The sequence below is a fragment of the Amycolatopsis dongchuanensis genome, assembly GCF_039542405.1.
In the GTDB taxonomy this organism is placed as follows: domain Bacteria; phylum Actinomycetota; class Actinomycetes; order Mycobacteriales; family Pseudonocardiaceae; genus Amycolatopsis_E; species Amycolatopsis_E sacchari.
The window spans coordinates 1-19,845 of the sequence record NZ_BAABIB010000120.1 but is presented as its reverse complement, the minus strand read 5'-3'; the positions used below and the strand labels follow the sequence as shown (position 1 = coordinate 19,845).

15 protein-coding genes and 2 pseudogenes are annotated in these 19,845 nt (G+C 69.9%); 13 read left to right on the top strand and 4 right to left on the bottom strand.

The features are described 5' to 3' along the window. Positions 1-8 precede the first annotated feature (8 nt). Positions 9-1,289, top strand: a complete 1,281-nt coding sequence (locus tag ABFX51_RS30865; protein WP_346055765.1) for a dihydrolipoamide acetyltransferase family protein — start codon at positions 9-11, stop codon at positions 1,287-1,289. Here the strand turns inward: ABFX51_RS30865 and ABFX51_RS30860 are convergent. After that, the gene (locus ABFX51_RS30860) at positions 1,286-2,287 is read right to left on the bottom strand and encodes a LacI family DNA-binding transcriptional regulator (RefSeq protein WP_346055764.1); all 1,002 of its coding nucleotides are present in this window, start codon (positions 2,285-2,287) and stop codon (positions 1,286-1,288) included. The two genes, ABFX51_RS30865 and ABFX51_RS30860, sit on opposite strands and share 4 nt — an antisense overlap. A 186-nt stretch (positions 2,288-2,473) precedes the next feature. Between ABFX51_RS30860 and ABFX51_RS30855 the strand changes: the two are divergent. From ABFX51_RS30855 to ABFX51_RS30830, 6 genes and pseudogenes are all read left to right on the top strand, one after another. Continuing rightward, positions 2,474-2,989 (top strand): annotated as a pseudogene (locus tag ABFX51_RS30855) (NAD(P)-dependent oxidoreductase); the annotation flags it as partial. After that, a complete protein-coding gene (locus ABFX51_RS30850) occupies positions 2,987-3,436 on the top strand; it encodes an NAD-binding protein (protein WP_346055824.1) in 450 nt (149 codons plus the stop codon). The pseudogene ABFX51_RS30855 and the gene ABFX51_RS30850, both read left to right, overlap by 3 nt. Position 3,437: 1 nt before the next feature. Continuing rightward, a complete protein-coding gene (locus ABFX51_RS30845; RefSeq protein WP_346055763.1) occupies positions 3,438-4,691 on the top strand; it encodes a M24 family metallopeptidase in 1,254 nt (417 codons plus the stop codon). A gap of 10 nt (positions 4,692-4,701) precedes the next feature. Continuing rightward, on the top strand, positions 4,702-6,165 hold the full coding sequence (locus ABFX51_RS30840) for an NAD-dependent succinate-semialdehyde dehydrogenase (RefSeq protein WP_346055761.1): 1,464 nt from the start codon (positions 4,702-4,704) through the stop codon (positions 6,163-6,165). A 5-nt stretch (positions 6,166-6,170) separates the two neighbouring features. After that, a complete protein-coding gene (locus ABFX51_RS30835) occupies positions 6,171-7,487 on the top strand; it encodes an amidohydrolase family protein (protein WP_346055760.1) in 1,317 nt (438 codons plus the stop codon). Positions 7,488-7,499: 12 nt separating this feature from the next. Beyond that, positions 7,500-9,113 (top strand): amidohydrolase, encoded by a 1,614-nt coding sequence (locus tag ABFX51_RS30830; protein ID WP_346055759.1) that lies wholly within the window; start codon positions 7,500-7,502, stop codon positions 9,111-9,113. Positions 9,114-9,181: 68 nt separating this feature from the next. On the opposite strand, the pseudogene ABFX51_RS30825 reads toward ABFX51_RS30830, so the two are convergent. The 3 genes and pseudogenes from ABFX51_RS30825 to ABFX51_RS30815 all read right to left on the bottom strand — a co-directional run. After that, positions 9,182-9,635: pseudogene (locus tag ABFX51_RS30825) on the bottom strand (transposase); the annotation flags it as partial. A 419-nt stretch (positions 9,636-10,054) separates the two neighbouring features. Continuing rightward, positions 10,055-10,660, bottom strand: coding sequence for a hypothetical protein (locus tag ABFX51_RS30820; RefSeq protein WP_346055758.1), 606 nt, complete (start codon positions 10,658-10,660; stop codon positions 10,055-10,057). A gap of 312 nt (positions 10,661-10,972) precedes the next feature. Beyond that, a complete protein-coding gene (locus ABFX51_RS30815; protein ID WP_346055757.1) occupies positions 10,973-11,812 on the bottom strand; it encodes a hypothetical protein in 840 nt (279 codons plus the stop codon). Positions 11,813-12,016: 204 nt separating this feature from the next. Between ABFX51_RS30815 and ABFX51_RS30810 the strand changes: the two genes are divergently transcribed. From ABFX51_RS30810 to ABFX51_RS30785, 6 genes are all read left to right on the top strand, one after another. Beyond that, positions 12,017-14,842 carry an AfsR/SARP family transcriptional regulator gene (locus ABFX51_RS30810; RefSeq protein WP_346055756.1) on the top strand — a complete coding sequence of 942 codons (2,826 nt, stop codon included), beginning with the start codon at positions 12,017-12,019 and terminating at the stop codon, positions 14,840-14,842. Positions 14,843-14,938: 96 nt separating this feature from the next. Continuing rightward, positions 14,939-15,274: a hypothetical protein gene (locus ABFX51_RS30805; protein WP_346055755.1), complete on the top strand. Its 336-nt coding sequence runs from the start codon at positions 14,939-14,941 to the stop codon at positions 15,272-15,274. Then, a complete protein-coding gene (locus ABFX51_RS30800; protein ID WP_346055754.1) occupies positions 15,274-15,621 on the top strand; it encodes a hypothetical protein in 348 nt (115 codons plus the stop codon). The genes ABFX51_RS30805 and ABFX51_RS30800 overlap by 1 nt, the downstream gene beginning before the upstream one ends. Before the next feature lie 77 nt (positions 15,622-15,698). Next, positions 15,699-16,601: a hypothetical protein gene (locus tag ABFX51_RS30795; protein ID WP_346055753.1), complete on the top strand. Its 903-nt coding sequence runs from the start codon at positions 15,699-15,701 to the stop codon at positions 16,599-16,601. Between the two features lie 55 nt (positions 16,602-16,656). Next, entirely contained in the window at positions 16,657-17,157 is a 501-nt protein-coding gene (locus ABFX51_RS30790; protein WP_346055752.1) for a hypothetical protein, read from the top strand. Between the two features lie 3 nt (positions 17,158-17,160). Beyond that, positions 17,161-19,791 (top strand): M48 family metalloprotease, encoded by a 2,631-nt coding sequence (locus ABFX51_RS30785; RefSeq protein ID WP_346055751.1) that lies wholly within the window; start codon positions 17,161-17,163, stop codon positions 19,789-19,791. Positions 19,792-19,845 lie beyond the last annotated feature (54 nt).

Genomic DNA, 19,845 nt, shown 5'->3' with positions numbered 1-19,845 from the left:
TCCCAACCATGGCGACGCTGCTGCGTATGCCCGAGGTCGCGGCCGGCGCGACCGAAGCCGTGCTGTCCGAATGGCTGGTGAAGGAGAACGACCCGTTCCGGTCGGGTGACCCGATCGCGCTGATCGAGACCGACAAGGCGTCGGTCGAGCTCGCCGCCGAAGAGGACGCGACGATCCTGCGCGCTCTGGTGTCCGCAGGCACGTCGGTCGAGGTCGGCTCACCGATGGCGGTGCTGGGTGCCGAGGGGGAGGAGGTCGATGACCTCGACCGTGTCCTGGCCGGCCTCGGTGTCGCCGAGACGCCCGCGCCGGCCCCCGCCCCGGCCCGGCGCGAAGTGCCGGAACCGGAACCCGTCCCGGCGGGACGCGAGGTGCCGGAACCGGCTCCGGCCGGGAGCGCGCGACGCGTCTTCATCAGCCCGCTCGCGCGCAAGCTGCTCAAGGAAGCCGGCCTGACCCCGCAGCAGGTACCGGGCACCGGTCCCAACGGCCGGATCGTCCGCCGGGACGTCGACCTGGCGATCGCCGCCGCGCGGCAGCAGGCCTCCCCGCCGCCCGCGCCCGCCGCCCCGTCCTCGGCCACCGCGCCCGCCGAACCGGTGGCCGGGGACGGTTTCCAGGAGATTCCCCATTCCCGGCCGCGCCGGGCGATCGCCGCCCGGCTCACCGAAAGCAAGCGGACGGTGCCGCACTTCTACCTCAAGCGCACCGCCGGCGTGGACGCGCTGCTGGCGCTGCGGCAGCGGCTCAACGAGGTGTCCGCGACCAGGATCTCGGTCAACGACCTGGTGCTTCGCGCGGTCGCGCTGGCGCACCAGGAGGTTCCCGAGGCGAACGTCGTGTGGACCGACGACGCGCTGCGGCGGTTCGACTCGGTCGACATCGCCGTCGCCATCGCGTCCGAGCGGGGGCTCGTCACGCCGGTTCTGCGCGGGGTGGAAAAGACCGCGCCGAGCGCGGTCGCCGCACAGGTGCGGACGTTCGCCCGGCAGGCCGACGAGGGCACCCTGCGCCAGGGTGATCTCGAGGGCGGCTCGATCAGCGTGACGAACCTCGGCATGTACGGCGTCGAGGAGTTCTCGGCGATCATCAACCCGCCGCATTCGGCGATCCTGGCCGTCGGTGCCGCCGCCAAGGTCCCGGTCGTGACCGACGGTGCCGTCGGGATCGCGACACAGCTGACGCTCGTGCTGTCGGTCGATCACCGTGCCATCGACGGGGCGCTCGCCGCCCGCTGGATGGCCGCGTTGGTGCGGACCCTGGAAGAGCCACTGCGGCTGGTCGCCTAACGCGGCGGTGCCGTCGACCCGCGTACCACCAGGTGCAGCGGGAGCGTCACCGTCTTCGGGGCGCGGTCCGGGCGGTCCAGCTGCTCCAGCAGCAGCTGGGCCGCCTCCGCGCCGAGCCGGTGGTGCGGCACGTGCACCGTCGTCAGCGGAGGCACGAGCTTGTCCACGAAACGCATGTCGTTGAACCCGATCACGGAGACGTCCTGCGGGCAGTCCAGTCCGCGTTCACGCAGCACCTGCAGCGCGCCGAGGGCGATCATGTCGTTCCCGGCGACGATGCCCGTGCTGCCGGGATGCTCGTCGAGCAGTCGTCGCGCCGCCTCGGCCCCCGCTTCCTCGGTGTAGGAGGCGCACTCGACCACCGGCGCGCACTCCCCGGCGTGCTGCCGGAAGGCTCGCGCACGCACCGAACCCGTCGACATCCCGGCAGGTCCGGCGAGGTGCGCGAGCCGCCGATGGCCCAGGTCCCGCAGGTGCTCGACCGCCGCGGCGATACCGGCCGCGTCGTCGCCCGTCACGGCCGGGAACAGCGGAACGTCGGTCGAGCGGTTCACCAGTACGACCGCGATGCCCTGGTCGTGTGCGCGCGTCAGCAACGGGTCCTCACGGCGGGCGGTGGCGATCAGGAAACCGTCCACCCGCCGGGACAGCAGCGCGTCGAACTGGGCGCCGGCGCGCTCCGGGTCGTTGTCGGTGTTCGCCAGCAGCGCGGTGTAGCCCTGGTTGTCCAGCGCGTCCTCGATACCCCGCACCACCAGTGGGAACAGCGGGTTGGTGAGGTCCGGCACGAGCACGCCCACCGTGGCCGACCGGTTCGTGCTGAGGCTGCGCGCCACGGTGTTCGGCTGGTAGCGCAGCCGTTTCGCCGCCGTCAGCACCCGGCGCGCCGTCGCCGCGTTGACCTGTCCGCTGGTGCGCGGGTTGAGGGCGCGGGACGCGGTCGCCTTGTGGACTCCGGCGAGCTTGGCGACGTCGGCGATGGTGGGCGGTTTGTCCATGCGCCCATCATACGGATCGTGCAACCGGTCGCAGAATTACGACTGGGGTTTTGGAGGGAACTTCTTGACAACGTCAGCATGCGGGGACCAGTCTGGGATGCAACCGGTTGCAGTGGCTGAGTCAGGCAGTGGGCAGCTTCGCCCGGTAGCCGGGCTGCGACCGGGTGCGAAACCGCAAACCAATCGCTCCGTCGAGGAGGACGAACCATGGGCTACCGCCCCACCGAGCGCCCGAAGATCGGGTGGATCGGCACCGGCCGGATGGGCTTCCAGCTGGCCACCCGGCTGCTCGAAGCCGGCCACGACGTGGCCGTGTACAACCGCACGCGTGCCAAGGCCGAGCCGCTGGCCGAGCTCGGCGCTTCCGTTGTGGACAGTCCCGCGGACCTGGCCACCCGGGACGTGGTCTTCGTGATGGTGTCCGCCTCGGCGGATCTGGCGGCGGTGACCGCCGGCGAGCACGGGGTGCTCAGCCGGGCCGACGCGGCACCGGGGCTGATCGTGGACTCGTCCACGGTGTCCACCGAGGCCAGTGCCGAAGCCCGCGCCGCGGCGGCCGGGCGTGACACCGGCTTCCTCGCCGCGCCGGTGAGCGGCAACCCGAAGGTCGTGAAGTCGGGCAAGCTGACACTCGCCGTCTCCGGACCGCGCGAAGCTTTCGACGCCGCGCGCCCCCTGCTGGAGTTGCTGGGCCGGGGCGTGACGTACGTCGGCGACGGCGAGGTGGCACGCCTGGTCAAGATCGCCCACAACGTGTTCCTCGGCGTGGTCACCCAGTCCCTCGCGGAGATCACCGTGCTGGCCGAGAAGGGCGGTACCAGCCGCGCGGCGTTCCTGGAGTTCCTCAACAACTCGGTGATGGGTTCGGTGTTCAGCCGGTACAAGACGCCCGCACTGGTGAACCTGGACTTCACTCCCACGTTCACGATGCCGTTGCTGCGCAAGGACTTCGACCTCGGCCTCGCCGCGGCCCGGGACCTGGAGGTGCCGATGCCGGTCGCCGCCGCCACCGCGCAACTGGTGTGGGAGGCCATCGGCGCGGGCTCGCGGGAGAACGACTTCGCCGAGCTGCTGCTGGAGCAGGCGCGGCGGTCCGGGATCGAGCTCAAGCCCGAGCACGCGACCGTCGACGACGGGCTGGAGGCCTGAGATGACGGCGGTCGCGAACGTGCGCCCCCTGCCCGCGCCGGGCCACGGCGGGGTGGATTTCGAGCAACGGGTGGACTTCGGCCGGCTGCGCGACTACCGGATCGGCCGGGCCAGGGCCGCGCTGGAGTCCTCCGAGTGCGGGGCCTTCCTGCTGTTCGACTTCTACAACATCCGGTACGTGACGCAGACCTGGATCGGCGGCGCGCTCGGTGACAAGATGACCCGGTACACGCTGCTGACCCGCGGTGGCGAGCCGGTGCTGTGGGACTTCGGCTCCGCCGCGAAACACCACCAGCTGTACTCGCCGTGGCTCTTGCCGGAGAACTCGCGCGCCGGGATGCTGGGGCTGCGCGGAGCGATCGCGCCCGGCGCGGGCCTGATGGAGTCCGCGGTCCGGGAGATCAAGGGCATGCTCGTCGACGCCGGGCTGGCGGACCAGCCGGTGGGCGTGGACATCGTCGAGCCACCGTTCCTGTTCGAGATGCAGCGGCAGGGGCTGACGGTGCTCGACGCGCAGCAGCTGATGCTCGACGCCCGGCAGATCAAGTCCGCCGACGAGATCACCCTGCTCACCCAGGCCGCGGCGATGGTCGACGGTGTCTACCAGGACATCGTCGAGGTGCTCAAGCCGGGCATCCGGGAGAACGAGATCGTCGCGCTGGCCAACAAGCGGCTGTACGAGATGGGCTCGGACCAGGTCGAGGCGATCAACGCGGTGTCGGGGGAGCGCTGCAACCCGCACCCGCACAACTTCTCCGATCGCCTGATCCGTCCCGGCGACCAGGCGTTCTTCGACATCATCCAGTCCTACAACGGCTACCGGACCTGCTACTACCGCACGTTCGGCGTCGGCAGCGCGACCGGCGCCCAGCGCGACGCCTACACCAGGGCGCGCGAGTGGATGGACGCGGCCATCGAGGTCGTGGGTCCCGGCGTCGGGACCGACGAGGTCGCCCGCGTCTGGCCGGCCGCCACCGAGTTCGGCTTCGACAGCGAGATGGCCGCCTTCGGCCTGCAGTTCGGGCACGGGCTCGGACTCGGCCTGCACGAGCGGCCGATCATCTCCCGGCTCAACAGCCTCACCAACCCGGTGGAGATCCAGCCCGGGATGGTGTTCGCGCTCGAGACCTACTGCCCGGCCGCCGACGGGTTCTCCGCGGCGCGGATCGAGGAGGAGATCGTCGTGACCGAGCACGGCGCGCACGTCATCACCAAGTTCCCCGCGCAGGAACTGTTCATCGCCAACGAGTACTGACAGGAGTGCCGTGAAGACCATCGACCCCGACTCGATCGTGAAGGCGGTGCCGGTCGAGCTGTTCATCGGCGGCCTCTGGCGGCCCGCCTCCGACGGTGCCCGCATCCGCGTCGCCGATCCGGCCACGGAGCAGGAGATCGCCTCGGTCGCGAGCGCCTCCGTCGCCGACGGGCTCGACGCGGTGACGGCGGCGTACGAGGCCGGACCGGGCTGGGCGGCGACCGCCCCGAGGAAGCGCGCCGAGATCCTGCGCCGCGCCTTCGAGCTGATGACCGGACGCGCGGACGAGCTGGCCGCGCTGATCGTGCTGGAGAACGGCAAGACACTGGCCGACGCCCGTGGTGAGATCGCCTACGCCGCGGAGTTCTTCCGGTGGTACTCCGAAGAGGCGGTGCGCGGCACCGGCACCGTCCAGACCGCGCCGTCGGGCACCAACCACATTCTCGTCCTGCGGCAGCCGATCGGGGTCAGCGTCCTGGTCACCCCGTGGAACTTCCCGGCCGCCATGGCGACGCGCAAGATCGGTCCGGCACTCGCGGCGGGCTGCACGGTGGTGCTCAAGCCGGCGAGCGAGACCCCGCTGACGGCGCTCGCGATCGCCGGGGTCCTCACCGAGGCCGGCGTACCGGCCGGAGTGGTGAATGTGCTGCCCTCGGCCCGTTCCGGGGCGGTCGTGCAGTCCATGATGGACGATCCACGGGTGCGGAAGGTGTCGTTCACCGGGTCGACCGAGGTCGGCAGGCGGCTGCTGGCCGGCGCGGGGCGGACCGTGGTGAGCTCGTCGATGGAACTGGGTGGCAACGCGCCGTTCCTCGTGTTCGCCGACGCCGACCTCGAAGCCGCCGTGGACATCGCGATGGTCGCCAAGATGCGCAACGGCGGGGAGGCGTGCACGGCGGCGAACCGGTTCTACGTCGAACGTCCGGTGGCCGAGGAGTTCACCGCGCTGCTCGCGGCGCGCATGGGTGAACTGCGGATGGGCCACGGACTTGACGAGGGGGTGACGCTCGGCCCGCTGGTCAACGCCGAATCGCGGGACAAGGTGGCGGACCTGGTGGCGCGGACGGTGGCGCTCGGGGCCACCGCGGTCACGAGTGGTTCCACTGTGGACGGAGCTGGGCACTTCTACCCGCCGACCGTGCTCACGGGCGTGCCCGCCGGCGCGCCCGTGCTGACGCAGGAGATCTTCGGACCGGTCGCGCCGGTCGTCGCGTTCGACGAGGAGGCACAGGCGGTGGCGCTGGCGAACGACACCGAGTACGGGTTGGTGTCCTACGTCTGCACCGGTGACCTGGCGCGCGGACTGCGGGTCGCGCAAGCACTCGATTCCGGCATGGTCGGCCTCAACCGCGGCGTCGTCTCCGACCCGGCCGCGCCCTTCGGCGGCACCAAGCAGAGCGGGATCGGACGGGAAGGCGGGCACGAAGGGATGCTCGAGTTCACCGAGTCCAAGTACATCGCGGTCGAGTGGTGAACGCGGTGACCACGAGAACCCTCATCACCGGCGGCGTCGTCTTCAGCGTCGACCCGGAGATCGGCACCCTGCCCCGTGGCGACGTGCTCCTCGAGGACGGCGTGATCCGCGCGGTCGCGCCGGAGATCCCGGTGACCGACGCCCGGATCGTCGACGCGACGAACCGGATCGTGCTCCCCGGCCTCGTCGACACCCACCGGCACCTGTGGCAGGCCGCCGTCCGGCAGATCGCCGCGGACTGGACGCTGGGCCAGTACGTCGAGCAGATGCTGCTACAGCTGGGCCCGAAGTTCACCCCGGACGACGTGTACGTCGCCGATCTGCTCGGCGCGATCGAAGCCCTGGACTCCGGGATCACGACGATCATGGACTGGTCGCACATCATCCGCACACCCGAGCACGCCGACGAGGCGGTGCGCGGGCTTGCGGAGTCCGGTATCCGCGCCGTGTTCGGGTACGGCAACCCCTGGTCGCCACAAGCCGGCTGGTACCGCGCGGACGTGGTCCGGGTCGCCGAGCGCTACTTCCCGGCGAAGGACTCGCTGCTGACGTTCGCGATCGCCAGCCTCGGCCCGGAGTTCGGCCCGGTCGACGAAGCCCTGATCGACCTGGAACTGGCGCGGGAGCTGGACGTCCGGTTGTCCACGCACGTCGGGGTCGGGCTGCTGGGCCAGGCCCGTTCGGTGAGCGAGCTGCACCGCCGTGGCCTGCTGGGTCCCGATCTGATCTACGTGCACTGCAACACCTGTACCGACGAGGAGCTGACGATGATCGCCGACTCGGGCGGCCACGTCTCGCTCTCGCCCCGGGTGGAGATGCAGATGGGGCACGGCTACCCGGCGACCGGCCGGGTGCGCGCGGCCGGACTCGAACCGAGCCTGAGCGTGGACGTCGTGTCCGGCGTGGGCGGCAGCCTGTTCGCCGAGATGCGCGGGACCCTCGAAGCGGAGCGGGGCTGGCAGAACCACCTCGCGCTGAGCCGGGGCGAGACACTGGCGGAGCTGACGATCACCGCGGCGGACGTCGTGCGCATGGCGACCATCGAAGGCGCCCGCGCGCTCGGGCTCGACGACCGGATCGGCTCGCTCACGCCGGGCAAACAGGGTGATCTCATCCTGCTCGACGTCGAGCTGCCGAACCTGTTCCTGGTGAACCACCTGCCCGCCGCCATCACGCTGGCCGACAGCCAGAACGTGGAGGCGGTGTTCGTGGCCGGTGAGCAGGTGAAGGCGGGCGGCCGGATGGTGCGGCACGACCTGCCCGCCCTGCGCGAGCGGGTTCGTTCCTCTCGCGACGGCTTGGTGAAGAACTGGTCTCTGTAGAAAGAAGGACACGTGGCTGACTCGACGAAGAGCGCCGCCGACGAGCTCTACGTCAACGGTCCCGTCTGGACCGGCCCGGGCCGGGAGGTCACCGCGCTCGCCGTGCGCGACGGCCGGGTGCTCGCGTGCGGTGAGGACGCGCGGGAGCACGCCGGTCCCGGCACCCGGATCGTGGACCTGCAGGGGCACCGGCTGATCCCCGGCCTGATCGACGGGCACCTGCACGCCGCCCGGGCCGGCGCGACCTGGACGGCCGAGCTGCACTGGACGGGAGTGCCGGACGTGGCGAGCGCGCTCGCCACGATCAAGGCGGCCGCGGGGGACCGGCCCGCGGGGGAGTGGATCCGGGCGATCGGCGGCTGGCATCCCTGCCAGTTCGCCGAGTCGCGCGAACCCACCCGTGCGGAGCTCGACGCCGTCGCCCCCGACCATCCCGTGTACGTGCAGGCCCTCTACGAGGTCGCCGTGCTCAACTCGGCCGCGCTACGCGCCACGGGCCTGGACCGGCAGGCCGGCGATCTCCCCGGAGGCCGGGTGGAACGTGATCCGGTCACCGGCGAACCGACCGGGCGGGTGCACGGGATGGGCGCGTTCACCCATTGCCTCGACGCGATGACGGCGCCGGCCCCCGGCGAGCAGCTGCGCTCGACCGCCGCGATGTTCGCCGACCTGCACGCGGCCGGTCTCACCGGAATCGTGGACGCGGGCGGGTTCGGGATGGGCCCCGAGCGGTACGACCCGCTGTTCACGCTGTGGCGCCGCGGGGAACTCTCCATGCGTACCCGGTTGTTCCTGTCCGCGGTCGATCCCGGGCGGGAACAGGCGCAGCTCGACGGCTGGTTGCGGCACGCGCAGACCCGGTTCGGGGACGGGCTGCTGCAGGTGCTCGGCATCGGGGAGGTGGTCCACTTCGGCTGCCACGACTTCGAGGGCCTGGAGGACTTCCGGATCAGCGAGGCGGCCGCGGCGCAGCTGTACGACATCAGCTACGCGACGGCGGCGCGCGGCTGGCCGATGAACATCCACGCCGTGCTGGATTCCTCGATCGACGTGATCCTCGACTGCTGGGAAGCGGTCGACCGGCTCATCCCGTTGCGCGGGCTGCGGTTCAGCCTGTCGCACGCGGACCGGATCGGCGCCCGGAACCTCCGGCGGCTGAAGGCTCTGGGCGCCGGGATCGTGCTCGACGACCACCAGGTGTTCAAGGCGGCGGCGTCGGAAGCGGCGTGGGGCGCGGGGTCGATGGCCGCGGTCCCGCCGGTCGCCGATATCTTCGCCGAAGGGATCCCGGTGGCCGCCGGAACGGACGCGAGCCGTGCTTCCTCTTACAGTCCCTGGCTTTCCCTGTGGTGGCTGGTGGCCGGTACCTCCCTCGACGGTGTGCGGCGCCGGTCCACGCGGCACCTGTGCAACCGTGAGCGCGCGCTGAACGCCTACACCGCCGGCAGTGCGTGGCTGAGCTTCGAGGAGGCGGACCGGGGGCACCTGCGGCCCGGCGCCAGAGCGGACTTCGCCGTCCTCAGCGACGACTACTTCACCGTGCCGGTCGAGCAGATCCCCGCGATCTCGGCGGAACTGACCGTCGTCGGCGGGAAGGTGGTGCATTCGACCGGCGCGGTGGGATGAGGGCGGGAAAAGCCGGGCGGCGACCGGGGAAGTGTGCCATCCGCGCGTCAGCTACCGCATGAGGAGGACGGACGGCACCGTGGCTTGCCGACCGCACCTCGGATCGAGGGGATGGGGTCGATCAGCGGAATCAGTTGGGTGACGTCGTTGCGGTGACCGCCGGTGAGTGTGACCGCGAGCGGGGTGCCGTGGGTGTCGGTGATCAGGTGATGCTTGGAGCCGAGTGTGCGGCGATCGACCGGGCTGGGGTCGGTGTGGGCCCCTCTTTGAGGGCACACAGGTGGGTGGAGCCGACCAGCGCGGCCGACAGGTCCAGCAGCCCGGCGGCACGCAGCTCGGCGAGCAGGCGTTCGTGCAGTTGCTGCCAGACGCCGGTCTCGTGCCACTCAGTCAGCCGCCGCCAGCAGGCGGCACCCGAGGCACCGAACAGTGCAGTGGGCAGCCGGTTCCCCCAATCCCCGTGCGTACCACATACAGAATGCCTTCCAGCGCCGCCCGATCGTCGGCACGCTTGCGACCCGGACATGCGCACGAACTCACGCGCGCCGGACCGTTCCACAGCGGAAAGGTAGGCGTGTTCCTCCGACGCCGACGCGTCCGGGCCGCCCGACGACTTCAGGACGAACACGGGCCGTGTCACGGCGCCAGTGACGGAGAGGTCGTGTCCGACGGCCGCGACGCAGGTGGGCGAAGGAGAGATACGCGGGGCACGTTCGACGATGCGAAGGTCTTCGGCAAGGGAGCTCCCCGCGTCGTCGTAGAGAGTTTGCACGAGTGACCTGCCACCTGAGACGGCGAGGCTGCGGGCGTAGTCGACGTCGTCGTTGCCGACCAGCACACCGCCGACGACGGCTTCCAGCTGAGCGCGGAAGCCATAGGCCGGGGCGATCGTGGTGGCCGTTCCGGCGATCAGGTGGTCCGCCAGCTCCCAGGCGTCGTCGTCACACGGCGCCTCCCGGGCCGGATCGGACCAGATGGGCACGGAACCGATCGTGGCTGCCAACGCGGGCCGTACGGCCCGCGGCGCTTTCCCGGCCGCGTTCGATCATGTACCCGAGGGCGGTGATCTTGCCGTCGACCGACGGGGCCTGGGCCAGCGCCAGTGGCCGGTCACCACCAAGGAGGTGCGACACGACGAACGCCATGTCCAGACCTCGAACGAACGCGGCCAGCACACCCGCGCCGCCACCGTCCGTGGGGAGGGAACCGATGAACGCGTCCGGCTCACGTTCGACGAGAAGGCGTGCGAGAACCCCTCCCATCGACCCGCCCATGACGATGGTGCCGCGTGGCGGAACGCCGAACAGGTCGCTGAACGCGCACACCGCCTCGGCATGATTGGCGATGCCTCGCGACAGGTCCCACCCACGGACGTCGCGGCTGTGGCGGACCGAGCCACATCCCTTGGCGGCGAGCCATGACTGGAACGCCACGTCGACGGGGTCGTTCATCAGGTCCGGTTGCGATACGAGGTAGCCGTTCCACTCCGCAGGACACACCAGCTCGCAGGGCGATCCGTCGTCGAGGAGGATCTCGGTCTGCCGCATCGCTGTTCGACCGGTCACCGGCGACGAAGTGAGGCGGTTTCGGTTTGGGCCAGTGCCCGTCCGTGATCGCACGGGCCCTGCCGTTCATCGCCTCGGCGCTGAGTTTCACCGAGGCAGGGTCACGTGCCGAGAGCCGGTCGGACATGGCGCTGATCGCGGCGGCGATCTCCGAGGTCGTGAACGAGCCACAGTGCCCCGCTGCGTGTACATAGACCTGGTCGAGCAGTGCGGAGCAGCCGGCTTCGTCGACGACGTCCGCGTAGGCGGATGTCTGGGTCACGGTGGGAGCGAAGTCCCCGGTGATCGACACGGTCAGCACCGGGACACCGATCGTGCCGTCCGGCGTGAGATTGCGTTCCATGTATGCGACGGCGTCGCCGTCCGCCTCGATGCGGGGCTTTCCTGGAGGCGGTCGAGATCGTCTTCGAGCACGCATCCCTCCCTGTCGTAGGCCGCGCGCACTAGATCGGCGGAGCCCGAGCGGGCCAGTTGCACGGCGTAGTCGATACCGGTGTTCCAGGAGAAGTTGCCTCCCGCACGGCGCTCGAGATCGAGCCGCGGCGAAAACGCGACGCAAGGGAAGACGTCGGCCTGGTTGGCGAGCCTGCCGGTGATGTCGTCGGGGGCGGGCTCGGGATGGGCAGCGGCGGACCGGGACGACAGCGCGTTGTCGGTACTCCACGTGGGAATCTGTGCCACCGCCGAGGCGAGCGCCGGCCGGGCCCGGCCCTCGCGGGTATGACGCGCTCGTTCGACGAGTGCACGCCCGATCGCCAGTCGGCGCGTGTCTTCGACGGTCACGTCGGCCAGTTCGATGTCCTCTTCGGGAAAGCACAGGCGGGCGAACACGAACGCCGCGTCCAGCCCCTGGTTGAGCATCGGGATCGGGCCGGCCACCGAAGCGCACATCGGCACCGCGGCGCCGATCGCCTCGGGCGCCCGCTGTGCGAGGGCTGCCGCGACGAGTCCTTCCAGCGAGTGTCCCGAGGCGACGGTGTGTGCCGGATCGCCGAGGATGTGCCGTTCGGTGACGTCATCGAAGCCATCGACGGCCTCGGCGCGGAGGTCACGACGATCGAGGCCGCGCGGATCTGCCTGCCCTGGGTTCGCACGCGGCGTCGGGCCGGGCGTGTACGTGGCCGCGGTGGCCATCACCGATTCGCCAGAATGAGGAGCTGAACGGAACAGGCGCGCGTTCGGCGTCGGCGAGGGCCGCCGCCTCGACCCGACGACAGCGGACAACCAACCGAAAGACACGAGCCAACGTCCTGTCCTGCCGATGGGCGGAAGATTCCGTCAAGAAGCCGACGGCGATACCATATTCGGGATCGTGCCGGCGCTGCCCCAAGGGACCGAATGACCCGCTCTCAGTTCTTCTTGTTGGGCAAGGTCGAAGCGCAGCACGAGGGCCGGCGTCTCCAGCTGGGGCGGCGGCGCGAGCGGGCGTTGCTCGCATTGCTGCTCCTCGAGCCGGAACGGGTCGTTGCCGCCGAACGGCTGGCCGACCTGCTCTGGGACGGCGATCCACCGGACTCCGCGCGGAGCGCGCTGCACACACACGTCTCGCGCCTGCGAAACGTACTGGATCCGGCCCGGGACGGGCGACTTGGCGTGCGCCTGCACTCGCGGGACTACGGTTACGTCGCCGAGGTCGATCCGGAGTCGGTGGACGTGCATCGGTTCACCGTTCTGGTCCGGTCCGCTCGTGATCTGGCCGGGCCACGGGAGCGTGCCGAGACGCTGCGAGCGGCGCTATCGCTTTGGCGTGGGCCGGCTTTGCAGGAGTGCGGTTCGGAGCTGTTCCGGCGCCGGGTTACCGTGCCGCTCACCGAATTGCGGCTGCAGGCGACCGAATCGGCCATTGAAGCGGAACTGGAATGCGGACGGCAGCACGAGCTGATCGGCGAGCTGACCGCGTTGACGACGGAGTTTCCGACACGGGAAACCCTGTGGGCGCAGTTGGCTCTGGCGCTGTACCGCTGCGACCGGCAGGCTGACGCATTGGACGCGCTCGGGCGGGCTCGGGAGAAGCTGGTCGTCGAGTTCGGCCTGGACCTCGGTCCACGGCTGAACCGGCTGCGGCAGCAGATCCTCAACTCCGACCCGGCACTGCGCGGCGGGACCCCCGCCGCCGTCCGTGCCCCGGTCATCCATCGCCAGATCCCCGCGGACATCGCGGATTTCACCGGCCGCGCCGACGAGCTGCGGCACCTGCTCGAACTCGCGGACCGTGCCGCCGAAACCGGGCGCGCGGGCCCCCCGAGCATCTTCGTTGTCGAGGGTATGGGCGGCGTTGGCAAGACCCGGCTGGCCGTGCGGCTCGCGCACCAGCTGGCGGGCCGCTCGCGGTTCGATGAAATCCAGCTGTGGGCGGATCTGCACGGCTTCCACCCCGAGCGGCCACCCGCCGAGCCCGCCGCGGTACTGGGAAATCTTCTGCGGCTGCTGGGGGTGGCCGCGCACGATGTGCCGGACGACCTCGAAACCAGGGCCGCGCTCTTCCGTGACCGGCTGGCCGGGCGCCGGGTCTTGATTCTGCTGGACGACGCCCGGTCCGAGGAACAGGTCCGTCCGCTGCTGCCGGGTGCCGGGACCTGCCAGGTCATCATCACGACCAGGCGTACTCTGACCGGGCTGGACGGTGCGCACTCGGTCCGCCTCGGTTCCTTCAGCTCCGGTGAAGCCGTGGAGCTGCTCCGCCGCTACGCCGGCGACGAACGCGTCGAGCACGAGCCGGCGGCCACGCTCCGGCTCGCCGAACTCTGCGGCAATCTACCCTTGGCCGTCGCGGTTTCCGCGAGGCAGTTGCGTGCCCGGCCGAACTGGCGGATCAGCGAACTCGTCGCCCAGCTCGAAGCAGGCGCGGGGCAGCTGGGCAGGCTGTCCCCGGCCGCACGCGCGGTGCGGGTGGTTTTCGACCTGTCCTACCGCGCTCTGCCGTCCGCGCACCAGCGGCTGTTCAGGCTGCTCGCGGTGCATCCTGGCCACGACTTCGCGGCGCCTTCGGTCGCGGCACTCACCGGCTGCACGGTGCCCGAAGCCCAGGCGGCGTTGGACGACCTGCTCGACGAACACCTGCTGCTGCCGGAACCCGGGGGCAGATACGGCATACACGACCTCGTTCTGCACTACCTCACCGAGCAAACCCGTCGGCACGACCCGGCCGCCGACAGGTGGCGAGCGCTGGAACGGCTGACCCACCACTACCTCCACCGGGCGCAGCACGCGACCTTGCTGATCCACCCCACCGAAACCCGGCGGGTCGGAGCGATGACCGGGAAACCACCCTGGCCGACGGCGGCTGAAGCGGTCGCATGGGCGGAAGCCGAGTACGACAACTTGCTTGCCACCGTGCACCGCGCCGCCGAGGCGCCGGGAGCCGTCCCGGCACTCGCGCTCCAGCTGGTCGCCGCGCTCTACCGGCCGCTGGCGAACCGCGGCCACTCCACGGACCGCATCGCGCTCAACCAGTGCGCCGTGCGCATTGCTCGGCGCACGGCGAACCGGCACGCCGAAGCGCTCGCGCTGGAGGACCTCGGCACCCTCTGCGGCCAGGTCGGGCTGGTGCGGGATTCCCTTGCCTACAGCCAACAGGCGCTGAAGCTGTGGACCGAACTCGGCGACGCGGCCGGCAGGCAGGGCTGCCTCGCCGATCTCGGGAATTCCTATCGCCAGCGAGGAGAATTCGAGAAGGCGGTCGACCACCTCGAACGCAGCCTCGCGATCAGCCGCGAATCCGGCGACCGGCGTGGGGAGGCGTCCGTGCTGAACTACCTCGGCCTGACCCACCAGGGCACCGGCGACTTCGCCCGCGCGATCGACTGCCTTTCCCGGAGCGCCAGTGTGTTCGGCGAAGTCGGTAACGCCCTCGGCGAGGCAGTCGCGGTCGCCAACCGGGGCTGGGCCTACCAGCGTGCGGGCCGGCCCCGCGAGGCGATCCCGTGCCATCGACGTAGCCTTGCCGTGTTCGACGGTCTGCAGGACCACTACAACGCGGCCGAACAACACTGGGCGCTCGGCCAGGCCTCGCACGCGCTCGGAGACCTGCCCGCCGCACGCGTCCACTGGCACACCGCCATCGCCATGCTCCGCCGCATCCAGGCCGTCGACGAACAGGAAGCCGCCCGCCTCTTCGCCCAGGACGTTCCCGAAACCCCGGAACTGATCCGCCTCAACACCTGAGCCTTGGCAAGGGTTTTGGCAAGGCAGGCGCGGCACAGTAGTCCCCGCCGGCCCCGGAGGGGCGGCGCCCAGCTTCGAGCAGACCCGGGGGGACCAATGACCCGCCCTGACCAGTGGCGACTTCCGTTGCGAGCGGACATCCTGCGTGCGGCCGCCCTACGCCCGCACGCGCCCCCACGCCTGCTCCGCGCCGCCGACGCGGTTCTGGACGGCAAGTTCACCTGGGAGGAGGTCGCCAGCGGCCAGTGCGCCCACCCCTTCGCCCGCTCGTTGTTCACTCCCAAGGCGCAAGAAACGGTGTGGCCCCTCCTCCAGCAGGTTGCCGACGAGCTGACCCCGCCCCCGGAACTCCGAGTCCGCCGCCCGCCGCCTGCCGATGACGACGAGGATGACGACTTCAGTTTCCGGACCTACCGGGTGAAAGGGCCCTGATGACAGGAAATTCCGGCCCCGGTTTCTACGCGGACCCCGAAGGCATCAAGGGGATCGCGAAGCGGCTTTCGGATGCCGCTGAGGCCATGCGAGCCAATGCCGACGAGATGGTGCTCGACTGCATGTTCGGCACCGCGAACGAGGCCGGCACGACTTCGGGACCGTGCTCCGTTTTCGGTGCCCGCACCCCGGGTGGCGCCCGGCTCGGGCAGAAGTTCGACGACCTGATCGGCGAGCTGGCGAGTTATGGTCGCGCGCTGGCCGGCTCGATGAGCACGGCCGCCGACCAGCTGAGCAGAACAGGCGACATCTACGTACAGACCGACTCCGACGTCTCCGGAAACTAGGAACAGCCTTGTCTTTCCCTCCAGTGCCTGCCGGGCCCCAAGATCTCAAACCGCAGCTTTTCTCGGACTGTTATGACGTGCTCGCGCGGAAGATCCGTGACGAGACGCCATTGGCGTGGAAGCCAGGACTGATGCCGGGCATGGCCTCCACGCCCGACTACGAGACCCAGGAGAAATGGATCGAAGAGGCCGAGGCGAACCTGGCGCTGTGGCTGGACTACGCGTGTGACGGCGACTTGACGCTGATTCCCGGCCGTTCCGCCGGCCCGTGGAAGGTTCTCTCGGACCACGGTCACCGGCTCTATCGCGATGCCGCCATCAAATGGGAAGTCGCCGTCAAGGATCTGGAAGAGGTCTGGAAGGGCCAAGGGCACGCTGCGGCGGAGGAGTACCTGGATGACACCCAGAAGCTCGTGGAGGGCTTTTGCCCGGCCGTGGACGGCAGCGATTCCGGGCTGATCACGCAGGTGGCCCTGGCCCTGCAGGATGCGTACGCCACGGTGAGCGCGTTCAAGATGGATCTGTACAAACTGGCCAAGCAGGCTTCGGACCAACTCGACGACCTGGATCACGGCTCGGGTGAGCTCGCCGGCGTGGCGCTGATGGTCACCGGGCTCGCCATCGAAGCGATCGGGTCCGTGGGCCAGGCGTCGAACTCCGTGTTCGGGCAGGCCGGCGGCGGAGTGGCGACGGCACTGGGCGACTTGGTCTTCCAGGCGGGGAAAACGAAGTTCGACGCCGAACAACCCGTCGGCGGCGGAGACCCGCAGGCGATCATGGACTCGCTGGTGAAGGCCACCAAGAAGGCGGCCGAGGACTACTCGACCGCGGCCGAAAAGGTCGGCAACTCCAGTCTCAGCAGGGTCTGGCGCGTGATAGACGGCATGCGGACGAACTCGATCACGCCCTTGCGCCCGGCAGCGGCGCCCGAGTCGGCGGTGGCCCCGTCGGCCACGCTGTCCGGGCTCTTTCCCAGCTGAGGCGCCGGGTGAGCCGCAATCAGCCGGAAGTCGTGTGCTATGGCGAGGAAGATCGATGAGTGACATCACGTCCCCGGTTGCGCTGAGGGTGCGGGACCTCGTCCGCGACGTCGTGACCGAGGTCGCCCCGGAGGAATTGCCCGTGGTCGAGGGATTGCTCCAGTTCGATGACGACACGGTGGTCCGGCGGCTGCGGCGCGGGAACCGGCTGAGGGAACCACTGGGTTTCGGCCTGGGTGAGATTGCGACGCTGGTGACACCGGCACTCTGGCTCGTCCTCGACGAGGCGGGACGCCGGTTCGCCGGAGCGGCGGTCGAGAGCGCCGGAAAGCGCTTGCGGGCGGCGTGCCGAGCACTGCTGCGACGTCGATCGAAGCCAGTGACCGTGCCCTTGCTCACCCGCGAGCAAGTCGCCGATGTCCGGCACCGTGTACTGGAATCCGCTGTGCGCAACGGGTTGACGCGGCCGGACGCGGTCGCGCTGGCGGACGCGGTGGCCGCCCGGCTGTTCCTGCCCGAGCCGGATGGCACCGACGGTGATCCGGCCGACTCCTAGCGAATGGACTCGGCGGCGCTCACCCGCGCGACGATCGATCCCCGTGTTCTGGTGGCGGGAACGACCATCCGGTTCCTGCTCCTGCTGGTGTTGTTGCTGATCAGCATCGTTTCGATGGCGTCCTTCCTGATCGGCAACGGGATCTTCGGAACCTGGGAGAACGGCTGGGGGTGCCTGCTCGCCGCCGGTGCCGATCCGAACTCCGGGGACTTGCTGTCCGTTGCATCGGACCCAACGCAGAACGCCGCCTACGTCGCGTGCGTGGCACGGTTCGCGTCGAGCCCACCATGGTGGCTGGTGCCGGCCTGGTTGCTGCTGGTGGTGCTGGCAGCGGCCATCCTCTTCTGCGTCCTCCCGGCCTGGCGGGGCCGACGAGGCCGGGTCGTTCCGCTGGATCTCCTCGACAGCGGCGTCGAACTGGACCGCGAACTCTCCATGCTGGTCGAGACCGCCGGGCTCGCCCGATCGCCGCGGTTCGTCGTCGCTCCGGCCGCGGCCACGACCAGTGCGGTGGTCTACGGCCGGTTCCGGCGGCATACGGTATGTCTGCACGGCGGTCTTGTCGCCCGCAGATCCACCGACCCCGGCGGCTTTCGCGCGGTGGTCCTGCATGAACTGGCCCATATCCGCAATGGTGATGTCGGCCTCACCTACGCGACCGTCGCACTCTGGCGTGTGTTCTTCGTCGGCGTGCTTGTTCCTTACACCTGGGGAATGGTCAGGATCGTCCTGTCACCGTCCAACTTCTGGACCGGCGGGTTGCCGGTCGTGGTCCGCGGCGTCGCATTGGCCACGGTCATGGTCGTGCTGGTTTACCTGGCCCGTGCCGACGTGTTGCGCAACCGTGAGATCTACGCGGACCTGGACGCCCTCGGCTGGGGCGCCGATATCCAGCGATGGCGGAGAATGGCCACGCCACACGCGGCCAGAAGCAGGCTGGCGTCGTTCACGGAGTTGTGGCACTCCCATCCGCGGTGGCACCTTCGTCACGCATCACTGCTCGATCCGGCGCCGCTGTTCGGCATGCGGGCGTTTCCGATGTTCCTCACCGGCGTCATCGCCGCGCTCGTCGAATACCAGACGGTGCTCGTGCCGTCGCTTGTTTCCTCGCGCTTGACCGTGGTGCTGGTGATCGCGGGCATCGCGGCCGGGATCGTGGGAACGAGCGCGTGGCGCGGGGCGAGCTACTCGCTGCTCGTTTCCGGCTCGCACCCCTCCGGCGCGCGGGCGGGATTGTGGCTGGGCACGGGATTCGTCGCCGGCGAACTCGTCACGAACGCGACCACGATGAACACTTGGCTGCCGCGGCAACCGGAAACACTGCTGCTGCCGGTCATCGCCTCGGTCGTCTTGACCTGGTGGGCCACCGAGTGCGCCCACCTGTGGTCGCTCGCGTGGCGGGGGCGTGGAGCGCGACTGATCGTGCTGGCCGGGGTGGCGGCCCTGTGGCTCGTCTTCGCCGCGGCGTTGAGCTGGTGGGACGCGTGGGGCTACATCTTCGCCGACGGATGGCCCTATCCAGCGAGTGCGACCCGGCAGTCGCTGGATCAAATGTTCCCAGGTCCCGATGGCGGGCATTCGGTCACGGTCTCGGCGATCGCCGCGCTGGGCATGTCGCTGGAATCGCTGGTCTCCCGCCCGCTCGGGCTCCCCGGCTGGGCGTCCACGGTGATGTGGAGTTATCCCTTTCTGGCCTACCTGGCTGCTTCGGCGACGAAGAGGCAACGCTGGCTCGACAGGCTCGCAGGCGGCGAAGACCGGTGGCCGCGGCAGGAAGCACCACCTGCCCGGCCGGTCGTCGTGACGGGCGTGATCGGAGGTGTGCTGGGTTGCGCGGGCGCCGGGCTGGTGATGGTGTACCTACATCCCGGCCGTCCCGCGTTGAGCCAAAGTCTGCGCTACGAGCTGATTTTCCAGGCATGGGCGCTGGTCGTCCTCGTCGGTGTGGCAACCGCGACGGCGGCCGTGATGGTTTTGCGGGTTCAGGCTTTCCGGCTCGTCGCGGCGATGACCGCGGCGCACCTGGCGTTGCTGATCGGTTTCGCCGGTGCCGCCGTACTCGTCGCGCTCGACGGTTGTCTTGGGCCGATGAACATCCTGGGACGAAGGTGTCATGCACTGCCCGAAAACGGCTGGTTGTTCGTGAGCTCTCTGCTGCCCCTGGCTTTGGTACTCACGACGATCACTACGTCCGTGGTGGCATTGACCCGTGTGGGCGTCCGGAACCGGAAGTTCACCCGGCCGCTTGGAGCGTCCCGTGGGCCGAAGAGAATTCGAGTGTCCATTATGGTCATCCTCGTGGTGATCGCCGCCGGGATCACCGCCGCGGTGGAACCTCCCTTGGCAGGGCGCGTATCCGCAGACGGATCCGAAACGAGTACCGGCGGCCTGATGCCGGCTCCGGGCACTGCTTCCGGCAGGCCGTCTTCGCCGAAAATCCTCGCGCTTCAGGTGTACTGGTGGGGCAGATACGGCGGATTGCAGTCGCTTCGGGACGTGAACGACGCACTCGGACGTTTCACGACGGCGTACCAGGAGGCCACCGATGGTCCGGAGGCCGGTATCGTCAAACGGGACAACTTCCGGCCGGCCTGTTCCGGTCTGCAACGGGCCACGCAGGGCGCCAGGACTTAGAGCTTGTCTCACTTGGTGAGTTTCTTGTAGCAGGTGATGGCGGCTCCGAGGGTG